Origin of the sequence: Pseudoalteromonas sp. OF5H-5 (assembly GCF_021530695.1) — a bacterium.
GTDB lineage: Bacteria > Pseudomonadota > Gammaproteobacteria > Enterobacterales > Alteromonadaceae > Pseudoalteromonas.
In genome coordinates, this window is sequence record NZ_JAKGBF010000015.1 from 57407 (window position 1) to 75926 (window position 18520).

Sequence of the window (18520 nt, forward strand, 5' to 3'; positions counted from 1 at the left end):
TTAGCTAAGATAAAAGCGCGTCTTTGCCGACATCAGATAAAGACCTTTTTCATCTTCCTCGAGCAATTCAGCCCACTGATAATAGACATTTCGTGAAATTCTAGCGGTTAAACCATAATTGAGTGTGAGAAATGGAATATCTCCTCCATTAACATGCTCAAGGGCTAGTGGAAACACATCACAAATGGGCCACTCACGGCCTAAATTATCTATCGCGATAATACAAGATGATAACTCCAAAGCCGATGCTTCATCACAATAACGCCATTGCTCGATAATAAAAGGATGAGCAAGCACCTCAATCTCACAACTTTCTGCTGGTGTTTTTAACCAATACTGTTGACCATCAAAGGTTAAAACACTAGCAAACAAGGCAACAAGTGATTGCCGTTTAATTTCACGCCCTTGATGAAACCAACGACCATCCGCAGCAATTTTTATGTCAGAAAAACCGCACGACGGCGCCGACCAATTTTCGGTCGGCGCATGAGTCGTAACATACTGTTTGATTAACGAATCAATTTTGTTCATCAAAAACCAAGTTGAAGCTAACAGGCACACTAGTCGCGATAGTCTTCAGACCCGCAATTTCTCGTAGCGCTTCAATTCCTTTATCTAACCCAAACTGCTTAGAATCGAGAATAAATGCATTTACCGGTGTAACCACCAAGCCATTAGCACTTTTCGTTATCAATAAGTCTAGGCTGATCTTTTGGATCTGACCATGCAGTGTCAATGTTGCTGTTACATCATTGATTTTTTGTGTACCAGCTTTAAGTTTAGCAAGCACTTCAGAAACATCAGCGTTAACTTTCGCCTTTGGGTGTTGCGCTACATTGAACAGCATCTTTTGCATGCGTTCATTACGGATCGGGATCATCGTTTCAACGCTTGCCAAGTCAATATTAACCTCAAGCTCGCCTTTAGCAGATAATGTACTATCTATCGTTTTAAAATGATGTACTTCTGCAACGCTAGTCTGTTTCACAGACACAAAACTAACATCGCTTTGTTGTTGATTAAATTGCCAAGCTGCGAACGCCTGAGAAGAAATAAGTGCACTACCTAAAAGAAGGTACTTTAGCATGACGACTTCCTTATGAAATGAGAGTGAATTGCATTTGAGCGCTCAGTGTAAAACGCAGTGCAAATTAAATAAACCTTTAATCATAAACTCGTCGTTATGTTGGAATACTTTTACGCCCATCGTATTCACTTTATAGCGAGAAAATAGCCTTAGTAGCCAAGCAAAAACGTTGTGATTTAGCTACCCTAAACGATCAATTTTTAACGAAGTTAATAGGGGTTTCATATGCACATTGATTGGGGAGTTACATCAATTGCTATCATCTTTGATAAGAGAAGAAAAAGACGGCCCGTAAAAGTTACGAGCCGCTATAGCAATCTGGGGAGAAGCTATCAATACACTGTATCCTCTTTCGAGAGATACATCATCAACAGGATGTCCTACAGGATGAGGACGGCGCGAACTCTAACAAATAGACGTCCAGAAATAAACACCAAAAAGCAAAACTTGAGCCAATTTGATAAACTTTCAACGTTAATTTGTTTTTTGTTACTAGGGATTAACAGGAGCTACAAAATTAAGACGCTATGCTGCTAGTGTATACTTGCCAACAAAGATGAATGAAGTTGCACTAGTCTAATCGAATAGTGCAACTCGGGTAGATTTTAATATCAACTAGTGTGCTTGTTCCCAGTTGTCACCACTGTCGGCTTCAACTAGTAACGGTACATCAAGTGCTGCCGCAGCGCTCATCAACTCACAGATCTTTTCACTGTATTCAGCAACTTTATCGCTGTGTACTTCAAACACCAATTCATCGTGCACTTGCATGAGCAACTGGATATCATTGCTATCACAGCTTTGTAGCCATTCATCCACTTTAATCATCGCTTTTTTGATGATATCCGCCGCAGTGCCCTGCATCGGAGCGTTGATAGCTGCACGTTCTGCTGCTTTTCTGCGAGCGCCATTACGCGCATTGATATCCGGAAGATACAAGCGGCGACCGAATAAGGTTTCTACATACCCTTTATCAGCAGCCTCTTCACGCGTACGCTCCATATACTCTAATACACCAGGGAAGCGTTCAAAGTACATATCCATATAATGTTGCGCTTCATTTCTTGGAATATCTAACTGACGTGACAGACCAAACGCACTCATGCCATAGATCAGACCAAAGTTAACCGCTTTGGCTTTGCGGCGCATATCAGAAGTCACTTCCTCAAGCGGCACGGAAAACACTTCAGACGCCGTTGCACTGTGTACATCTTTACCTTCAGCAAAGGCACTCAACAACCCTTTGTCTTGTGACAAATGTGCCATGATCCTAAGCTCGATTTGGCTGTAATCCGCCGCAACGATTTGTTTATTATTGTCGGCAACAAATGCCTGACGAATACGACGTCCCGCTTCATTACGGATCGGAATATTTTGCAAGTTAGGATCGCTTGAGCTTAGACGGCCCGTTGCAGTAACGGCTTGATGATAAGAAGTGTGCACGCGACCGGTATCCGCATTAACCAATTTTGGTAATTTGTCGGTATAGGTTGATTTCAGCTTAGCCAAGCCTCGGTGCTCAATAATAAGTTTTGGCAGAGGATAATCATGCGCCAACTCTTGTAGCACTTCTTCGGCCGTTGAAGGCGCGCCTTTTGGCGTTTTCTTAATCACTGGCAGCTCAAGTTTGTCGAACAGTATCGCTTGTAGTTGCTTTGTTGAACTCAGGTTGAACTCCTCACCTGCAATTTCAAAGGCTTGTTGTTCAAGCTCACCTAAGCGTTTTTCAATCTCGATACTTTGCTTCGCTAGCATATCGCCATCGATGTGCACACCGGTGCGTTCAATGCGAGAAAGTACGCTCAGCAGTGGTAATTCAATCTCTGTAAATACCTGCTTAAGGCGATTTTCTTTTTCAATTAACGGCCAGAGATGTTGATGCAATCTCAGCGTAATGTCTGCGTCTTCCGCTGCATAAGGTGCCGCCTTTTCTAGCTCAATTTGATTAAAGGTCAGTTGGTTCTTACCTTTGCCTGCGATGTCTTCAAAGCTAATGGTTTTATGGCCTAAATATTTTAGCGCCAAGGAGTCCATATCGTGGCGAGTTCCTACGCTGTTAAATACGTAAGACTCCAACATGGTATCAAAAGCGATCCCCTGCAGTTCAAGCCCTGCACGAGCAAGCACACTTTGATCATATTTTAAATTTTGACCCACTTTTTTGATCTGAGGATCTGCAAGTAGCGGTGCCATGATCTCAAACACTATATCTTGAGAAAGCTGCTCAGGTGCTCCCACATAGTCGTGATTGATCGGTAAGTAAGCCGCTTCGCCCGGTGCAACCGCAAAGCTCATTCCAACTAGATCCGCCTGCATATAGTTAACGCTGGTGGTTTCAGTATCAAAAGCGATGAGCTGGGCTGCTTTTAACTTAGTTACCCAGTCATCAAGCTGTGCTCTTGTCAAAATGGTCTCGTACTGGGTGTCGACCTGCGCCGCCGCAGGCGCCGACCCTTCAGCCTCCACATCAACGATATCAGCTTGTGACTGACCATCCAGCAATTCAGCTAACCAACGCTTAAATTCACACTGACCATATAGCTCGATTAAGCGATCTTTATCCATCTCAGCTATCTTAAATTGCTCTAAGTCTTGCTCTACTTCACAATCCAGCTTAATGGTGGCTAATTCATACGACAGTTTTAGCTGCGCTTGGTGTTCCTCTAGTTTTTTCGCCATGGTTTTTGAGCCACGAAAACCTAAATCAGCAATTTTGTCTAAGTTTTCGTAAAGCGAATCAATAGAGCCTAATCCCTGCAGCATCGCCAATGCCGTTTTTTCACCAACGCCAGGTACGCCCGGAATATTATCGACCTTATCTCCCATTAACGCGAGATAGTCGATGATCAAGTCAGGACCAATACCAAACTTATCCACTACCCCTTCAGGGTCTAAGATCGTATTCGTCATTGTGTTGATCAACGTGACATGTTCATTAACCAATTGCGCCATATCCTTATCACCAGTGCTGATTAGCACATGGCGACTTTGCTCTGACGCTATTTTAGAGAATGTACCGATCACGTCATCGGCCTCGACACCACTAATACTTACCAGTGGCAGGCCCATTGCTTTAATTATTTCGTGGATCGGCTCAATTTGCGTTCTCAGATCATCCGGCATAGGCGGACGATGCGCTTTATACTCGCTATACATTTCGTTGCGGAAAGTTGGCCCTTTAGCGTCAAAGACTACTACCATATGACTTGGTTGATATTGCTTAAGCAAACTCTTAAGCATATTGATCACACCGTAGATCGCACCAGTTGCTTCACCTTTCGAATTTGTTAAATGTGGTGGCGCATGATAAGCACGAAATAAATAGGAAGAACCATCAACCAAGATCAACGGATTTTGAGGGATCTGAGACATAAATATTGGATCCTAAATTAGTCTTTTGTGGAGTAGAATGTAAGGATGCCACAAGGCACAAGATAAAACGAGTTTCGCGTTATCTCATCATTTAGATAAATCGTGCTGCACCTGTGGATAACTTTGTAGACAAACACGAAAAATCGCTCCGGAACTTTGTTTTAAAAGTCAGAGTGTAAATTAAAACTTTGATTTACTTGCGTTTTTTGTGCCTTTTTTATTGTTATTATCTTTACCGCTTTGTGGATAAAGAATTTTTTTAGTCACGCTTAACAAACTAGGTGAGTAAAAAATAGCCTGATTTTCTCAAGCGGAGGAGTATACTAACACAATTGATCAAAGATCATAGAAGATCCTTTATAATTTTTTAATTCGTGCATAATTCTTTTTATGCATATAGCGCGCATGATGTGACATTGAAGGGAGAAATGAATGAAAAAAGTAGCGGTAATTTTAAGTGGCTGTGGTGTATTCGACGGTGCCGAGATCCACGAGTCAGTATTAACACTACTCAATCTTGAAAAAGCAGGGGCAAGCTATCAGTGCTTTGCACCTAATATTGATCAATTCCATGTGATCAATCACATCACCGGTGAAGAACAAGATGAACGTCGTAATGTTCTTGTTGAAGCCGCCCGCATTGCACGCGGAGAAATTGCAGATCTGGAAACATTAAGTGCTGACGAATTCGATGCTTTGGTATTACCAGGAGGTTTTGGTGTAGCAAAGAACCTTTCCGATTTTGCTTTTAAAGGCGCAGACTCTACGATCCTTGAAAGCGTAAAGCGCGTATGTCGTGAGTTCAATCATCAGCAAAAGCCTATTGCTTATTTATGTATTGCACCAGCACTCATCGCCCATATCCATACACCGGGTACACTCGCGACCATAGGTAATGATGTTGATACCGCAGCGGCAGTTAATACGCTTGGTGCAAAGCACGTGGATTGTGAAGTGACCGAGATCGTCGTTGATGATAATGAAAAAGTGATTAGTACACCGGCATACATGCTGGCGTCATCCATCCTTGAAGCCGCGACAGGTATCGAAAAGGCGGTGACGAAGCTAATCGAAATGGCATAAAAGCGATCGCTTCTCCTACCCATTCGTAATAGTAAAGGAAAATGTTAGAGCCGATCGATTCACATTTCGGCCTAACGTTATTGCAAATTTAGGCGAAAAAGCTTGCCCTAACGCAATAAATTAATGGTTTTAACCATTTATACTCAAGTTTACGTTTTATAAATGAACAGGTGACGTTATAATCCCAATAATTCCGTCATCCATTATCGTGATTGAACACGTTCAAACGAAGTGAGCAAGGTAAATGAAAAAACTTTCAGCAGCACTTTTATTGCTATCAACAGCCGCAGTTGCGCAACCATACGACAATTCTTTAACTGAAGAAGCGATTAAGAAACGTCTTCAGCCTATCGGCTCAGTATATTTAGCTGGTGCTGAAAGTGCTGCAGAAGCCGAGCCATCAGGACCTCGTTCAGGTGAGCAGGTTTATCAAGCAGCATGTTTTGCTTGTCACGGCACAGGCGCACTAGGTGCACCAAAAACAGCTGACGATTGGGCGCCTCGCATTGCCAAAGGTAAAGACGTATTACTAGACCATGCGATCAATGGCTTCAATGCAATGCCTCCTCGTGGTACTTGTATGAACTGCTCGGATGATGAGATTGCAGCGGCAATTGATTTCATGACAAGCAAATAAATATTTCAACTTCTCTATATTAGGGTAAAAAGACTTATTGGACAGTGCAGCGTTTATCGCTGCATTTTCGTCTCAATATAGTGCCATAAAAGCCATGATTAACGCTGGCTTGATATCGCTCTATAAAGCGAGCAGGAATGAGAAATTTACACTTGACCGCTTCGGCTAAAAGTGAAACTATTAAGCTCAATAATTAAACAACAATAAGAACTGGTTTCGTCATTGGAAGAGCCACAACAGCAGGTTAGGAGACTATCTCGGCGAACCGCCAGATTAGAGTCTTTACTTAAAAAGTATAAAAGAAAGTCTCAACTTCAATACACACTAATTCAGTTATCAGAACAGGCTAGTACTGTTGCTGAGCTTACCTTGTTGTATCCCGCAATCCACAATATTCTGTCTCAATATTTACCTAGCAAAAGCTTTTATGTTGTCCTGCAAAATCGCTTTACTCAAGCGCTTGAGCTATCGTATTTTGTTGATGAGAAAGATGGTATTTCTGTCCCTCTTCATGAAGCACATCACTTCAAAGATGGTGTAACTGGGTTTGTATTTAAAACCGGTGAAACTGTTTACCTCACCAAAGACGACATGCTATCGCGAGCCAATGCTGGCGATTTTAAGATAATGGGTAGTCAAGCAGAGCATTGGGTAGGTGTACCTATCTATCGCGATGGCGCAATTATTGGCGTTATGGTGTCGCAAAGCTACGAAGCGGAACAATCCTACAGCGATCATCAAGTTGAATTGCTTGAAGTGATGTCATTATATTTGGCCACAGCGATTGAACGCGTTAAAAAGCGTGAGTTACTAGAGTCTGAAGTGAAAATTCGCACGCGGGCACTAATGCAAAGTAATGAAGCACTTAATAAAGAAATAGAAAACCGCAAGCGTGCGCTAGAAAGACAGCAAATCTTATTCAAGATCTCTGAATTAGCAACCCAGTTCTCCGATATTGACGATGTTTACCAACAAGTTCACGACATTATTCGTTCTATTACTTTTGCCGACAACCTCTACATAGCGCTTTACGATAAAGAGACGAATTGGCTCACCTTCCCGTATAGCGTTGATGAAAAAACCAGTTACAACCCTCGCCCATTTGCAAAAGGGTATAGTGAGCTGGTCATTCGTACTGAGCAAAGCCAATTGATAGATAGTACCCGTGCCAAAGCCTTAGCACTAGAGGGCACGGTAGAGCGCCCTGCAGGCTATAACCACAAGCTTGCTGCAACGAGTTGGCTTGGTGCACCATTAAAAACGGCTACTGGCGTCATCGGTCTGATCGCATGCCAAGCTTACGAGCACAAACACGAATTTAATTATGATGATGTTGAGCTGATCTCGTTTGTATCTAATCAGATTGCCTCTGTACTACAAACGCACCTAGCGAACCAAGCACTTAAGATCAGTCACCAGCAGTTAGAACATCGAGTTGCGGAGAAGACCAAAGAGCTACAGCAAGCCAATTTACATCTACAAATGCAAATGGAAGAGCGCAAAAAGATTGAGCAACAGCTTTATCATGATGCCCATCATGATTCACTCACGGGTCTACCAAACCGTAGTTTGTTTTTAACTCAGCTCGAAAAGACGCTGCAAAAACATCATCGTTACCCCGAAGATAACTTTGCCGTTCTCTTTATCGATTTAGATAAGTTTAAAGACATAAATGATGAATTAGGTCACCAAGCAGGTGATCAGTTTTTGGTGTGGGTGGCTCAGTCGTTTTTAGAGTGTATTCGTGAACACGATTTATTAGCACGACTTGCCGGTGATGAGTTCGTGATCTTACTTGATCACCTAACCGATCGTCAGCAAGCGGAAGATGTCGCCAAGCGTATTATCAAAGTCATGCAGCAACCTTTCTGCTTGAAAGGAGTATGCATGCAAAGTGGTGCCAGCATAGGTATCACCTATAGTAATAAGCTGTATCGTAACACCGATGAAATTATCAGAGATGCCGATGCGGCAATGTACTATGCCAAAAACGCTGGCCGTGGTCGCTATGAATTTTATCATCCATTACTTACCGCAAGCTCAAACGCTCAGAAGCAACAAGAACAGCATCACTTAGATAAGCTCCCTACTCACTTCCGCTGCACGGAAATCGTAAACTGGTCAGATAGCGCCCAGCCAATTGGCTTTTTGGAAGCCTTTGGCGAACATCCAGTATTAGGCAGCACCAGTTTTGATATTCTGAAAAAGTTTGCCGCAGAAAAATCTCAGCTGCTTGAAATTGAATTGCATCTACTAAACAAAGCGCAAGAAATAGCACGTAACCGCGATGAAGATATGCTATTTGGTTGTTCTGCAATGTTACTAGAAAGTGCACATTTTGACGCGTTAAAGCAGCAGCTACAACGGCAAGACAAAACACTTTGTTTACTCTTCGAAGAGAGCGAAATTCGCTTTGCTTCTAGTCAGCAAGTATTAAATCTCAGAGCCTTGGCCGATATGGGGATCCCTATCGGACTGAATAATTTTGGTAAAGATCGCTGCGATCTAACCCTGATCAGCCAAGTTGACTTTACCTATGTCTTATTAAGCTCGACGTTTAGTAAACGCGTCTTACAACAAACGAGTTATGAGGTTCAATTGCAAGGTATTTTAGCCGTTACTAAAGTGAAGAATATTAAGGTCATCGCCCGAGGTCCTGCGATTTTAAACTTTAGAAGCTTACTGGAAAAGCATGGCTTGCAGCTATTTTTTGGCAAACAGCAAATGTTGGATAAGGGCAACGAACGTGTAGCCTTTATCCAAAATTTTGATAACGAATCAGTCCCGTCTTAGCATTGCCCGTAAATTCGCAACGTTAGATTTACCTTTTTCCATTCGTTCTGCCTGTGTCGCTACAGGCTTTTTCCCTTCAATTTGTAAATCATCTTGCGGCAATTCTTGTACAAAGCGACTCAGCTCTGGGGTGATTTGCTCACCAAATTGACGACGACTTTTGGTATAAGTCAATGTTAGGGTTTGCTGAGCGCGAGTTATACCAACATAGGCCAAACGCCTTTCCTCTTCGACATTATCTTCGTCAATACTCGTTTGGTGGGGTAGTAACCCTTCTTCCATCCCCACCATAAATACGTGTGGATATTCAAGACCTTTGGACGCATGCAGCGTTAATAACTGTACTGCATCTGAGTCATCTTCCTCTTCATTGCGCTCAAGCATATCTCTTAATGTGAGTTTGCTTACCACTTCTGGCAGTGTCATGGCGGGGTTATCAGCATCTCCCGTGAGCATATCACTTATCCAACGGTATAGTTCTGATACGTTTTTCATCCGCATTTCCGCCGCTTTAGCGCTGGGAGATGACTCGTAAAGATACGCTTCGTAATTAATTTCACGGATCATATCTTTTACCGCTTCCAAGGTATCTCCGCGGGTTGCTCGGTCGGAAAGCTCAACCACCCAGCGCGCAAATCCCATCAATGCATTTAAGCCACGACCCACCAAACGGTCCGCAAGCTCTGACTCAAAACACGCCGCAAATAGACTAATATGACGCTCGTTGGCAAAGCTTCCTAGCTTTTCTAATGTTACCGGACCAATCTCGCGTCGTGGGGTATTGACGATACGTAAAAATGCGTTGTCATCATCTTGATTCACTAAGAACCGCAAATAAGCCATGATGTCTTTGATTTCACTGCGTGCAAAGAACGACATACCGCCACTAATTTTGTATGGAATACGGTTGGTCATGAGTGCTTTTTCAAACACTCTAGCTTGGTGATTTCCACGATAGAGCAATGCATAGTCGCGATAGCTGGTACGTTTCATAAACTTGTGTGAAATGATCTCGGCGACCACACGCTCCGCTTCATGTTCTTCATCACGAGTCGCTATCACACGGATCGGATCGCCATACCCCAGTTCACTAAACAGCTGTTTATCAAATTCATGGGGATTGTTGGCGATAAGGATATTCGCAGCCTTTAGGATCCGCCCTGCGCTACGATAGTTTTGCTCCAACTTGATAAGTCTTAGGCCTGGAAAGTCTTTGCTCAGTAGCACTAAGTTTTGCGGTTTAGCGCCACGCCATGAATAGATAGACTGATCATCGTCACCAACCACAGTAAAACGTGCGCGCTCACCTACCAGCAATTTCACTAACTGGTACTGGCTGGTATTGGTATCTTGATACTCATCCACCAGCAAATAGCGGAAACGTTGCTGCCAGCGCTCTCTCACATCAACTGACTGATTCAAAAGCAAAGTTGGGATCATAATAAGATCGTCAAAGTCTAGGGCATTGTAAGCACGCAGCTGTGTTTGATAACGCGCATAAAGCTGAGCGAATAGCGCTTTTTGTGGCTCTCGCGCTTCTCGAATAGCACGCTCAGGCAAAATAAGCTCGTTCTTCCAGTTACCAATCTGCATTTTCAGCAAATTGAGTAAGTCTTTATCACGCTCAAGCTCTTTTTCAGTGAGTTCACTTAACAACTGATTCGTGTCTTGATCATCAAACAAGGAAAAGCCAGGTTTATACCCTAAGGTCTTGACCTCTTTTTTAATGATTTCCAGCCCTAATGTATGGAATGTCGACACCCACAAACCCTTAGCTTCTTGCTTGCCCAAAGTTTGTGCCACACGTTCACGCATTTCTTTCGCCGCTTTGTTGGTAAAGGTGACCGCTGCGATATTCTTTGCTTTGTATTCACACTGCTGCACTAGGTAGGCAATTTTATTGGTAATAACCCGGGTTTTACCTGAGCCCGCACCTGCCAATACAAGGCATGGACCACTGATATATTTTACCGCTTCGTCTTGTTTTGGGTTGAGCTTCATGCAACTAATCCGGTTATCTTCTCGCTTGGCACAATGTTGGCTACAACTGTCAGTGCTGAGGGGTTGAGGAATTCTTATAAACAGTCCCTAGTTTATCGTATCCATGTAAAACTATGAAGCGAACCTTTTCCGTCTGCGGCGCATAAGGTAAGATGGACTTTGTATACTGACTCGCAAGCTAAGGTAAGAAGATGATTAATCCAGCCAAAATTGAAGAAATTGCTAAGCAAATTTCCAGTAACATGCCACAGGGCGTAAAAAATCTTGCTGAAACATTTGAAGCAAGAACGAAACAGGCGATCCAGAGCAAATTATCAGAAATGGATTTTGTTAGCAGAGAAGAGTTTGATATTCAAAGCAAAGTGCTGATCCGCACGCGTGAAAAATTGGTTGAACTTGAAGAAAAAGTGGCGCAGTTAGAAGCACAACTTGCCAGCCAAGCATCCGACTCGCAGAAATAAGCAACCACAGCTTCGGATAGTAAAGCGTGCGCTTGTGGCGCACGCAATCTCTAAACTCTGTTGACCCTAGCAATAGCGCTGGTTCACACCAAGCAGAGACTTTTCATAGCAAAGCGACAGTTGCTCCATATTTTCTACGGCGTTCACCACCTCATTTAAGAGGCCATCAGCAAGGCCATAAACCCACCCGTGTACCGTCAAAGCTTGACCTCGCTGCCAAGCATCTTGAACGATATTGCTCTGACACACGTTACGCACCTGTTCTATCACATTTAACTCGCAAAGCGCCGCACACTGCTTTTCTTTGCTCGCTTGTTCAATAATCGCTTGGTGTTTCTCTTTCACATCAGCGACATGACGCAGCCAGTTATCGATAAGGCCAAACTTAGCATTTTCGAGCACCGCTTGCACTCCACCGCAACCGTAGTGACCGACCACCATAATGTGATCTACTTTGAGCACCTCAACCGCATACTGCATGACCGACAAACAGTTGTGATCAGTATGCACCACGACATTGGCAACATTGCGGTGAACAAACAATTCTCCAGGCATTAAGTCAACAATCTCGTTGGCAGGCACACGAGAGTCAGAGCAGCCGATCCATAGATAATCTGGATTCTGTTGTTGCGACAGTTTTTTGAAAAACTCAGGATCACTGGCATTGGTGCGATCTGCCCACTGTTTATTATTATCGAGTAAGTGACTCAGTGGACTTGGGCTCGTATTACACATTAATGGTTCTCCGACTGACGTTCAGCCTGTATCAAAATATTCCTTGGGGTGAGCGACTTTTCGCAAAAAGTACTAAGGGTGACATCATACCCAGCTGCTTGCAGATATAAAACCCTATCCAGGACCAACCAGATCTCAATCGCACGACGAAACACGTGTCGTACTAGCTCAATTCTGTCCGTTACTTGCTTTCGTTCACGCCCAATACGTTCATATTGGTCAAAATCAATTCCGTCAGGTAGGACGAGCTGCTTCTGCTCAGCTGCCCAATAACAGAATTCACTAAACGACCCCGAAAAAATAGCCTTATTGACCGAAGGCACACTCACGTAATGTTTATCTGCGGTAAGTTCTCTGCGCAGCGCATCAAACCCTAAGCGCCAACTCACCTCTTTTTTACGTACTTGTGCCACTCTCCCGGGTGCTGTAACTGTCTCTTGCAGCGCTAACTTCATATCGTGATGAGATAAGTTGAGCTGACTCTGCTGTGCTTCAACACTCATGGCTTGATAATCAGGTGGTGTAAATAAGTGATAGCAGCATGGAGAGAGCGATAGCTTTTTCATGCCATTCGCCACTGCTTGGTGCATAAATACACGATGTAATTCACCACATGCATGCAGGGCAATACCATGGCGGTTTTCAACGAAGTGGTGATGTATGTCATCTTTCAACACGTCGGCACAATGAAAATGCAAGTTTAGATTTTGCCGCTTCGCACTTTCCTCTCCTTGTCGACACAGATCCGCTTGAAGCTCAATACTGTTCACTTCAGGCGCGCCATGATAAGAAAGCAATCGGCCTAAATGACCTTTACCTGCGCACCACTCTAGTACCGATGCTTTAGTTTCGTTTACTGCGGCAACAAAGTCTTGAAGTTGCTCTAATTTACGTCCCTTTATGCCATTGCTCAGCCAAAACGGTAACTCATCTCTACGGCCCACTTTTTGCGGTAAAGCACTTAAGACCGTAAGTTGTTCAAGTTCGGGAATATAGCGACTAAAAAAAGTAAAAAGGGCATCAGTGTCACTGTCTAATGTTGATACTGCATCGTCGCTTAATCGCAGTAATTCAGATTGTAGTTGTGGCCAAGGAATAGTGAGATGCTCAAAAGCAACGACTTGCCAATATTGTCGGGTATCGAATAATAATTTATCTAGAAGTTGAAAGCGTTTGCTCGGTTCCACAATGGCCACGGTTGTCAGGGAAACAATACCCTTATTCTAGCGTAATTGTTGATGATATTTACGAGAAAAAATTAAGTGGATATACATTGGAATACAAACCAATGTCAAAATCGCTGCAATAATCAACACCCAAGATAACTTAGGTTGTTCATTCTTCACTTCTGAATAAATAAAGCGCGCTTTGTGTTCATGAAACTGACTCACATCTAAGTGATATAGCTGTGCTATCCATTGCCATTTTGCCGTTGACATTGTTCCAATTGGAATATTAGCCACCTTTATGAACTCCGTTAACTTCTCTGCCTCAAATGCGAGCTGTTCCAAGGATTTTTGGGTAGCGTATTGCTGCTTCGTTATCGCTAAGGTTTCTTCTAGATGTAACATAGCGTATCGCCAACCTTTAAGGCTCGCACGACGAAAGCGTTTAACAAGCTCAGGGCGGTTTTCTAGTACGCTTTCCGTAGTAAAGAGCACGTCAGCATAAACGTTTAAACCAAACTGCTTTGGGCAAATTTCACGGGTTGATAGACCGCTTTGCTGTACTGCATAGGGCTCATTGGTGCTATAAACTTGCATCGCATCAAATTTACCAGCGATAAAGTCTTTCAGTGGCTCATTGCCTGAATACAAGCGCATATTTTGTGTATTGACGCCGGCACGTTGCAACATCATGAGCAACTCACCGTTTTCTGTGTGTCCTAAATGACTGAGGCGTTTCCCCTGAAAATCACGAGGAACATAAATATCACTGTCGGCTCTTACCATCCAACAATAAGGAGAAGACTGTAACACCGCTGCAAGCGCCACAAAGGGTTTACCATTGAGTCTTTGTTTTAAGAGGCCTGAGTGAAACACTCCAAACTGAGCTTGACCATATAACACACGAAAATCAACGTTAGGATTATTGGGATCGGCAGGAAGAATATGAACGTCTAACCCTTCCCTATGATAAAACCCTTTTTCCTTTGCCATATAGTAACCAGCAAACTGAAATTGATGTGTCCACTTTAACTGTAATGTGACTTTTTCAAGGGCTGCAATTTGAGTGCTCAAAAATAAAAGTAATAACGCAACATAGTACCTAAACATCATATCCTTGCGTTTTTCAACTGATAATAGCTAACTATAGTTTAAGGTGCTCAGGCTGCCATTAAGATTGGGTAAGTATTGAATATAACAGTGAGTTAAGTACTACTTTAACTGACTAGGGTTCAAAGCAGCTGTACGTTGCAATTCTCTATATGTGTACCTAGTATGTTCTTAAGGTGATGATAGATCTGCTCTTGGCTGCCTTTGCACATAATGTCATAGCCATTACCATTATTCTTCTCGATGATCCCAAGGTAATTATCATCAATAGCGACAGACTCAACTTGCGCTATTGGCATCATAATTTTATTTGCCCCGTAGATGAGCATTAACTTCTCGCCCTCTTTTAATAACATTTGCTCTGGGCGTCTGTTGGTACCTGTACCACCTTGGAATACGACCGATATCACTGTTATTGCAAACGCAATTGGCAAGAAAAGTGTGTGCTCGATCAGGTCTGGCCAAAGCGCGCTCACACCAAAATATAAGCCCGCAAACAATACAAGCCTTGCAACTAACGTGATGAAGATGTCCTTATTTGTTCTTTTTCTAATCATGTAATCCACTGATAAAATTAGATACTTTCATGACCAGCGTACCTAACTCAGTACTTATTATCCAGCCTTTTGCTTTGTTAACTGCTCGCCATGCAAAAAGCGTGTAAAACACGGGTTATTTGTTTCTTCTTGAAATTGATACGCTAACTTTGCAAGATGTTCATCAAAACGCTCATAATCACTGGGCTCAACTTCAAAAGCGGCTAACACATTACCCTGTGCCGCACCGTGATTGCGATAATGAAATAAAGTAATATTCCAATTACAGCCGAGCATGTCTAAAAAGCGCGCTAATGCGCCTGGATATTCAGGAAATTCAAACCGCAATAAACGCTCATTCATGACGCTTGGTGGTTTACCACCCACCATATATCTCACATGTAACTTTGCCAGTTCGTTATCTGATAAGTCGTCAAACAGATAGCCATTTTGATGCAACGAGGCGGTTAACTCAGTTAGTTCTTGCTGGCCATTTCTAAGTCCAACACCAACAAAAATTTGCGCTTCGCCACAGCCGGCATAGCGATAGTTAAACTCAGTGATCGCTCGGCCACCAAGAGAGTGACAAAAACGCTTAAAGCTGCCTTTTTCTTCAGGAATAGTCACCCCGAGCAATGCTTCGTGTTTAGCACCTAGCGCCGTTCTTTCGGCGATATACCTCAACCGATCGAAGTTTAAATTAGCGCCTGACAAGATAGCCGCAACACTCAGCCCCTTTTCGCCCGTTTGCGCGAGCCACTTCTTCAAGCCCGCAGTTGATAACGCGCCGGAAGGCTCTGCAGTTGCTCTCGTCTCCACAAAAATATCTTGAACCGCCGCACAAATTTCATCGGCATTAACCGTCACGACTTCGTCGCAGAACTTTTGTGCTAATCGAAAAGTTTCTGTACCAATAAGCTTTACCGCCACGCCGTCCGCAAAGCCACCGACTCGCTCAAGCTCCACGGGTTCTCCCGCTTCAAGCGCGGCTTTAAGGCATGCACTGTCCTCAGCTTCGACCCCAATAATACGGATATCAGGGCGAAGTGACTTCAAATACACCGCCATTCCCGCAAGCAAACCACCACCTCCTACAGGAATAAATACGACATCTAGTTCATCAAGTTGCTGAATTAACTCTCGCGCCACCGTACCTTGGCCGATGATCACATCTTTATCATCAAACGGCGGGACAAAAACACCACTTTGCGCTGCACAAAGCTCTAGCGCGTACTGCTTTGCCGCATCGAAGTGATGGCCGTGTAAGATCACTTCACCACCGAGCTTACGAACCGCGTTGACCTTGATCTCTGGCGTAGTCACAGGCATTACAATGGTGGCGTGCTGACCTAGATGCGTTGCACTTAGTGCAACCCCTTGAGCATGATTACCCGCAGAAGCGGTATACACCTGCGATCCTTTCGGTAACTGACGTAGCTTGTTATACGCACCACGCAATTTGAAAGAATAGACCGGCTGTTGGTCCTCTCTTTTCAGCCAAATTTGGTTACCAAGCTGGGCTGACATTTGCTCTAATTGATTCACTTGCGTCACCTCAACGAGCGGTGCCACATTCGCCTGAATAATGGCTCTAAAGTAATCAAGCTCTTGGGAAACCATCGCTAGCCTAACTCCTCTAGTTTTTGTAAGTCACGTACCGCGCCTTTGTCGGCACTCGTTGCTAACAGTGCATAGGCTTTTAGTGCGGGACTCACATAACGTTCTCTGTTAACTGGTTTGTACGCTTCTTTACCACGAGCGAGTTGCTTTTCATGGCGCAGCGCCAACTCGGTGTCGTCCAGTTTAACGTCAATACTGCGATTATAGATGTCGATGGCGACAACATCGCCGTTTTCAACCAGCGCCAAATTGCCACCACTGGCAGCTTCTGGAGACGCATGACCAATAGAAAGTCCAGAAGTACCGCCAGAAAAACGACCATCGGTAAGTAAAGCGCAGTCTTTATCTAGCCCCATCGATTTAAGATAGCTAGTTGGATACAGCATTTCTTGCATACCCGGACCACCTTTAGGCCCTTCGTAGCGAATGATCACTACATCACCTTTCTTAACTTGGCCACCCAGTATCCCCTCGACGGCATCGTCTTGAGATTCAAATACTACAGCGGGCCCCGTAAAGCGCAGCATTTCATCGGCCACCCCGGCACTTTTCACGATACAACCATCGGGCGCTAAGTTACCTTTCAATACTGCAAGGCCGCCATCTTGCCTAAAGGCATGCTCAATGGAGCGAATACAGCCACCTTCACGGTCTAAATCCAGCTCGTCCCAGCGATACTCTTGGCTCATAGCTTGGGTAGTGCGGATCCCAGCAGGCCCCGCGCGATAGAAAGTTTGTGCCCGTTCATTATCACTGTCTGCAGCATTCCAACGCGCAATAACTTCACCTAGATTTCCGCCAGCAACGTGCCCCACCGACAAGTCCAATTTATCGCCTCTGGCCAGCTCGTTGAGAATGGCCATAATGCCGCCAGCACGGTGAACGTCTTCAATGTGATACTGTTGTGTTGCCGGAGCAACTTTACACAAAAAGGGTGTGCTACGAGATAAGCGGTCTATGTCATTCATATCAAAATCGACAAAGCCTTCTTGCGCAGCCGCCAATAAATGCAGCACGGTATTGGATGAACCGCCCATCGCGATATCTAATGTCATGGCGTTCATAAATGCGGCTTGGTTAGCAATGTTGCGTGGCAGCACTTGCTCGTTGTCTTTACCATAGTACTCATCACATAAAGCCATGATGCGATTTGCTGCGCCCAAATAAAGCTGTTGGCGGTCTTTGTGTGTCGCTAGTGTCGTACCATTACCAGGTAACGCTAAGCCCAGCGCTTCTAAAAGACAGTTCATGGAGTTGGCAGTAAACATGCCTGAACACGAACCACAAGTAGGACAAGCAGAGCGCTCAACTTGCTCAGAGTCTTCATCACTCACCGTCGGATCTGCGCCTTTTACCATGGCATCGACAAGATCCAATTTTAGATCGATATCCGCTAAACGAGTTTTTCCCGCTTCCATCGGGCCGCCGGAAACAAAGATCACCGGAATATTCAACCGCAGTGCCGCAAGTAGCATACCAGGGGTGATCTTGTCGCAGTTAGAAATACAGACCATAGCATCGGCACAATGAGCGTTAACCATGTACTCTACCGAATCTGCAATTAAGTCTCGAGACGGAAGCGAGTAAAGCATGCCGCCGTGACCCATGGCGATACCATCATCAATAGCAATGGTATTAAATTCGCGAGGTACGCCGCCAGCTTCTGTTATCGCATCAGCCATCAATGCGCTAAGTTGATTGAGGTGAACATGACCCGGAACAAATTGGGTATATGAATTCACGACCGCAACGATCGGTTTATGGAAATCACTGTCCGTCATTCCCGTTGCTCGCCACAATGCACGAGCTCCCGCGCGTTGTCTGCCCTCAGTAGTTGTCTTGCTCCGTAATTTAGCCATGTTTCACCTTTTTCTCGGCTATGCCGAGTTCCTCATTCCCACAATTTACAATGCGCTTTT

General features: G+C 44.1%; 14 protein-coding genes. 4 read left to right on the forward strand and 10 right to left on the reverse strand.

Features of this window, described 5'->3' with window-relative positions; translation table 11 throughout:
• The 3 genes from L1271_RS19385 to polA form a co-directional block, all read right to left on the reverse strand.
• The gene (locus tag L1271_RS19385) at nt 1-531 is read right to left on the reverse strand and encodes a DUF1285 domain-containing protein (protein ID WP_235368576.1); all 531 of its coding nucleotides are present in this window, start codon (nt 529-531) and stop codon (nt 1-3) included.
• Complete coding sequence (locus L1271_RS19390) at nt 518-1087, reverse strand: YceI family protein (protein ID WP_102055922.1); 570 nt, start codon at nt 1085-1087, stop codon at nt 518-520. The genes L1271_RS19385 and L1271_RS19390 overlap by 14 nt, the downstream gene beginning before the upstream one ends.
• Nucleotides 1088-1702: 615 nt before the next feature.
• On the reverse strand, nt 1703-4459 hold the full coding sequence (gene polA, locus L1271_RS19395) for a DNA polymerase I (RefSeq protein WP_235368577.1): 2757 nt from the start codon (nt 4457-4459) through the stop codon (nt 1703-1705).
• Between the two features lie 432 nt (nt 4460-4891).
• Between polA and elbB the strand changes: the two genes are divergently transcribed.
• The 3 genes from elbB to L1271_RS19410 all read left to right on the forward strand — a co-directional run bounded on the left by elbB (nt 4892) and on the right by L1271_RS19410 (nt 8972).
• A complete protein-coding gene (elbB, locus tag L1271_RS19400) occupies nt 4892-5542 on the forward strand; it encodes an isoprenoid biosynthesis glyoxalase ElbB (protein WP_039494621.1) in 651 nt (216 codons plus the stop codon).
• Between the two features lie 244 nt (nt 5543-5786).
• Nucleotides 5787-6179 (forward strand): c-type cytochrome, encoded by a 393-nt coding sequence (locus tag L1271_RS19405; protein WP_010607776.1) that lies wholly within the window; start codon nt 5787-5789, stop codon nt 6177-6179.
• 222 nt (nt 6180-6401) lie between these two features.
• Entirely contained in the window at nt 6402-8972 is a 2571-nt protein-coding gene (locus L1271_RS19410; protein WP_211867561.1) for a sensor domain-containing diguanylate cyclase, read from the forward strand.
• On the opposite strand, the gene rep is transcribed toward L1271_RS19410, so the two are convergent.
• Nucleotides 8958-10973 (reverse strand): DNA helicase Rep, encoded by a 2016-nt coding sequence (rep, locus tag L1271_RS19415; RefSeq protein ID WP_235368578.1) that lies wholly within the window; start codon nt 10971-10973, stop codon nt 8958-8960. The genes L1271_RS19410 and rep overlap by 15 nt on opposite strands.
• A gap of 191 nt (nt 10974-11164) precedes the next feature.
• Here rep and ubiK point away from each other — a divergent pair, with 191 nt between their 5' ends.
• Nucleotides 11165-11434, forward strand: coding sequence for a ubiquinone biosynthesis accessory factor UbiK (gene ubiK, locus L1271_RS19420; RefSeq protein WP_010607773.1), 270 nt, complete (start codon nt 11165-11167; stop codon nt 11432-11434).
• A 66-nt stretch (nt 11435-11500) separates the two neighbouring features.
• Here ubiK and can read toward each other — a convergent pair whose 3' ends face one another.
• The 6 genes from can to ilvD form a co-directional block, all read right to left on the reverse strand.
• Nucleotides 11501-12169 (reverse strand): carbonate dehydratase, encoded by a 669-nt coding sequence (gene can / locus L1271_RS19425; protein WP_235368579.1) that lies wholly within the window; start codon nt 12167-12169, stop codon nt 11501-11503.
• A complete protein-coding gene (locus tag L1271_RS19430) occupies nt 12169-13365 on the reverse strand; it encodes a methyltransferase (protein ID WP_010607771.1) in 1197 nt (398 codons plus the stop codon). The genes can and L1271_RS19430 overlap by 1 nt, the downstream gene beginning before the upstream one ends.
• Nucleotides 13366-13392: 27 nt before the next feature.
• A complete protein-coding gene (locus tag L1271_RS19435; protein ID WP_235368603.1) occupies nt 13393-14445 on the reverse strand; it encodes an ABC transporter substrate-binding protein in 1053 nt (350 codons plus the stop codon).
• Nucleotides 14446-14567: 122 nt separating this feature from the next.
• Nucleotides 14568-15002: a hypothetical protein gene (locus tag L1271_RS19440; protein WP_235368580.1), complete on the reverse strand. Its 435-nt coding sequence runs from the start codon at nt 15000-15002 to the stop codon at nt 14568-14570.
• Nucleotides 15003-15059: 57 nt separating this feature from the next.
• A complete protein-coding gene (gene ilvA, locus L1271_RS19445) occupies nt 15060-16601 on the reverse strand; it encodes a threonine ammonia-lyase, biosynthetic (RefSeq protein ID WP_235368581.1) in 1542 nt (513 codons plus the stop codon).
• A gap of 2 nt (nt 16602-16603) precedes the next feature.
• A complete protein-coding gene (gene ilvD / locus L1271_RS19450; RefSeq protein ID WP_102055915.1) occupies nt 16604-18460 on the reverse strand; it encodes a dihydroxy-acid dehydratase in 1857 nt (618 codons plus the stop codon).
• Between the last annotated feature and the right edge of the window lie 60 nt (nt 18461-18520).